Source organism: Actinocrinis sp., assembly GCF_035605935.1.
GTDB lineage: Bacteria > Actinomycetota > Actinomycetes > Streptomycetales > Catenulisporaceae > Actinocrinis.
The window spans coordinates 1-3,351 of sequence record NZ_DATNGK010000010.1 but is presented as its reverse complement, the minus strand read 5'-3'; the positions used below and the strand labels follow the sequence as shown (position 1 = coordinate 3,351).

The following is a 3,351-nucleotide window of genomic DNA, read 5'->3' as shown; positions in this document are numbered from 1 at the left end:
CGCCGCCGGAGCCAAGACCGTGGCCGTCGCGACCACGCACGCTGCCGACGAACTCGAGGCCGACGTGGTAGTTCCGGACCTCAGCGCGGTCCGAATAGCCGCAGCGAAGTCACCAGAGCATGGCGAGGAAGGCGGCATCGCCGTCATCGTCGACTGAGGGACAGCGCAGAACTCTACTACTCGGCCGCATACGCGTCCCGGAACTCCGCCCTGCCCCGCGCGGCTCGACCCGGCTCAGCTCTCAATGACCGCCGCGGGCTCACTCGCCCGCCGCCGTCGCCGCGTCCACCACACCTCGCCGAGCACCACCGCGACCAGTCCGACAACGGTCACGCCGGTGATCGCGTACGAGATCGTGCCGCGCGGGGCGGAGAAGTGCAGCGCGATCGTGTGCGTACCGGCCGGGACCGCGACTGCCACCACGCCCTCGTCAGCCGGGACCAACGGCGCATTCTTGCCGTCCAGCGTGGCCGTCCAGCCCACCTGATCGGCATCCGCGACCACCAGATAGCCAAGGCCCTGAGCGTTCACGGTCGTCGAGATCGTGTCCAGGCCGTCTTCGTCCACGTGTACCGTGCCCGGCTGGCCCGAGGCTGCGGGACCGGAGGCGGACAGCATCACCGTGTCGCCGTTCACCTGGCCGTTGGCGAGCATCTGCACCCGGTCGCGTGGGCGGGTGACGACCTCGCTTCGCGACGCCCACCGGATGCGCGGCAGCGCGGTCAGCCGCTGGTAGATCGCGTTCGTGCCGACGTGCACCAGCCGTAGCCCGTCGTCGGCGCCGGCGATCGCGGTCAGCGCCGGGGTGGCGCCCTTCTGCGCGGCGATGGTCAGCGGGTCCTTCGCGTGCAGCGTCAGGGTCGCGGTCAGCTGCGCCCCGGACGCCACCGCGTCGGCCGTCACCGGCACGGTGAAGGGGTCGGTGGCGTCGATCGTGTCGGTCAGCCGCTTCGAGTCGGCGATCTGCGCCCCGTCCGCGTCATGCACGGTGACTTCGATCCAGCTGTTCGGGTCCGGATTGGTCAGCGAGTCCGGGATGTTGCCGGCGGCCAGAATGCCGACCCCGCGCAGCGGCCCGGCGATCGGCACCGGCGCGGTCACCGGCTGCCCGGGCTGCAGCGTCAGCTGCGAGCCGTCGCCCTGCGCCGGGGTCTCGGTGCCGAGCACCGGGTCGCTCAGCTCGGTCACGAAGTACTTGGTGCCGAGCACGTCGAGGATCGGGCTGGTGGCGGTGGCGTGCGAGGCGGCGAAGTCGATGTACGTCGTGAACGGCACCGAGTCGCCGGGCACGCCCTTGACCAGCGCGGTGAAATTCTGGTTGATGAAAGCGTGCCCGTTGACCGATCGCAGGTCGTACGCCACGTTCGTGCCGAAGATCATTCCCGTCTGACTGGACGCGTAGCGCTGCTCGCCGAGATTCGCGGCGAGGAACGAGTGCGTGTCCGTCACCGGATAGAACGTGCTCTTCGGGGAGTTAGGGCTGTACAGCGAGACGAAGCTGCCGCTCTGCACCGCGATCAGCACCGGGAGCACGGAGGCGGCGGCGAACCTGGCTTTGCGCCACACCCGGTCGTAGCCCGGCGCGGCCATGCGCCGCGCGGCGAGTCTCAGCACGAGGACGCACGCGACCGCGGCGGCGATCAGCAGCGCGCTCTTGGCGATCTCCTGCCAGTAGAGGCTTATCACGCCGGTCGGGTCGTTCACCGAGCGCAGATAGAGCTGCTCGCTCGCGGCGTGATGCCCGCCCCACCACAGCAGCAGCGCGCCGAAGGTCGCGGCCGCGACGCCGACGCCGGCCGCCCACCAGGTCACCGCGCGCGGCCGGGCCGTTGTGCGCAGCGCGCGATGCCGCAGCAGCAGCTCGAAGCCGATTCCGACCAGCACCGCGGCGACGAAGCCGAACACGCTGCGGGAGCGGCCGATGTAGTTGATCGCGAACAGCGACCGCAGCCCGGGCAGGTGCTGCAGCGCGGCCAGCGGCCAGCCGCCGACGTAGATCAGCTCGCCCCACACCAGTACCGCCGCCGCGAAGAACACCCACACCGCGCGCGGCAGCATGGCCCGGCCCGCGCGCGGCAACGCGAACGCCACCAGTGCCAGCACCACGGCGCCGGCGCTGAGGTAGCCGACGTACTCGATGAAGTTGAAGCCCAGGTAGAACAGCGGCGGGCGGGCCGGGTCCGCCGAGCCGAAGGCCCACGGCGCGAATGTGGTCAGCAGGGCCGTGACGTCTATGTGATCGGTCGCGTTCTGCGCGCGGCCGGCGGTGTACCAGGTGTGCAGGAAGGAGGAGAACGGCAGCAGCTGGAAGGCGGCCAGTCCCACGCCCGCCGCGGCGCCCATCGCGGTGCCCACCAGCGGCCGCCAGGCCCGGCGCAGCTCGGTGTGGTGCGCGGCGGCGATCCGGACCAGCGCGTAAGCCGCCGCGGTCACCAGCGCGTAGCCGGCCACCGACGGGAATCCGCCGAGCAGCACCGAGGCGACCGGCAGCGAGATCAGCGCGGCGTCTCGCAGCCTGCGTTCCTGCAGATACCGCTCGATCGTCCAGAACAGCGCCGGGATGATCGAGGCGACCCTGGTCTGCGGGAAGTTGAGCCAGACCACCATGAATCCGCTGGTCGCGAAGACCATCCCGGCGGTCAGCGCGGCCGGGCGGGAGAGCCCGAGCCGGCGCAGGAACAGCACGCAGCCGCCGACCGCCACGATGACCTCGAGCAGCCGCTCGTAGGCCGGGGCGAGCCAGGTCGGCAGCACGTAGTACGGGATGCTCAACGGCGAGGCCAGCGCGTAGTTCGGCGTCGCGGCCAGCGGCACGCCCCCGCTCATGTACGGATTCCACTGGCCGTTGGTCAGGCCGTGCGTCAGCGCCTGCTTGTACAGGATGATGCTCGGGAATTCCGACGTGAACGTGTCGTCCAGATACATGTTGCTGGTGGTGCTGTCCGAGAAACCGGACTCGGCGTACGGGCTGAACTGCACCATCTTGTCCGTGGTGGTCAGCGAGCCGTCGCCGACCAGCGGGGTGCCGATGCCCCAGAGCGCGAAGAGGGCCACCGCGAGGGCGGAGACGATTGTGAGCGCTCTCGGCCGGCGGCCGCGCTGCGTACGATCCTGCGAGTCGGGGTCGTCGGAGCCAGGTCCCGATCCGTTGCCGGAGGGGGCGGCATCGGGCGTAGGGTCTGAAAGCACCTGCGCGCCCGTGGAGTCCTCGGTGGTCACGGCTTCGGAATCGCTGGTCATCGGTTTCCGTAGAGTCTTTGCTTCGAACGTGCTGCGGACGGCGCGGACTGGGCGAACATAGTGACGCCGGATGAAGGTTATCTGAGTGTCGCCGACGGTCCAGTGACACAT

General features: G+C 70.2%; 1 protein-coding gene. It reads right to left on the bottom strand.

Translation table 11 applies throughout. The features are described 5' to 3' along the window. Positions 1–234: 234 nt before the first annotated feature. Positions 235–3,240, bottom strand: coding sequence for a hypothetical protein (locus tag VN779_RS00845; RefSeq protein ID WP_325719130.1), 3,006 nt, complete (start codon positions 3,238–3,240; stop codon positions 235–237). Positions 3,241–3,351: the final 111 nt, after the last annotated feature.

Bases quoted from the DNA above. Each gene is read 5' to 3' on its own strand.
- VN779_RS00845 (WP_325719130.1), bottom strand. From the start codon at position 3,240: ATGACCAGCGATTCCGAAGCCGTGACCACCGAGGACTCCACGGGCGCG.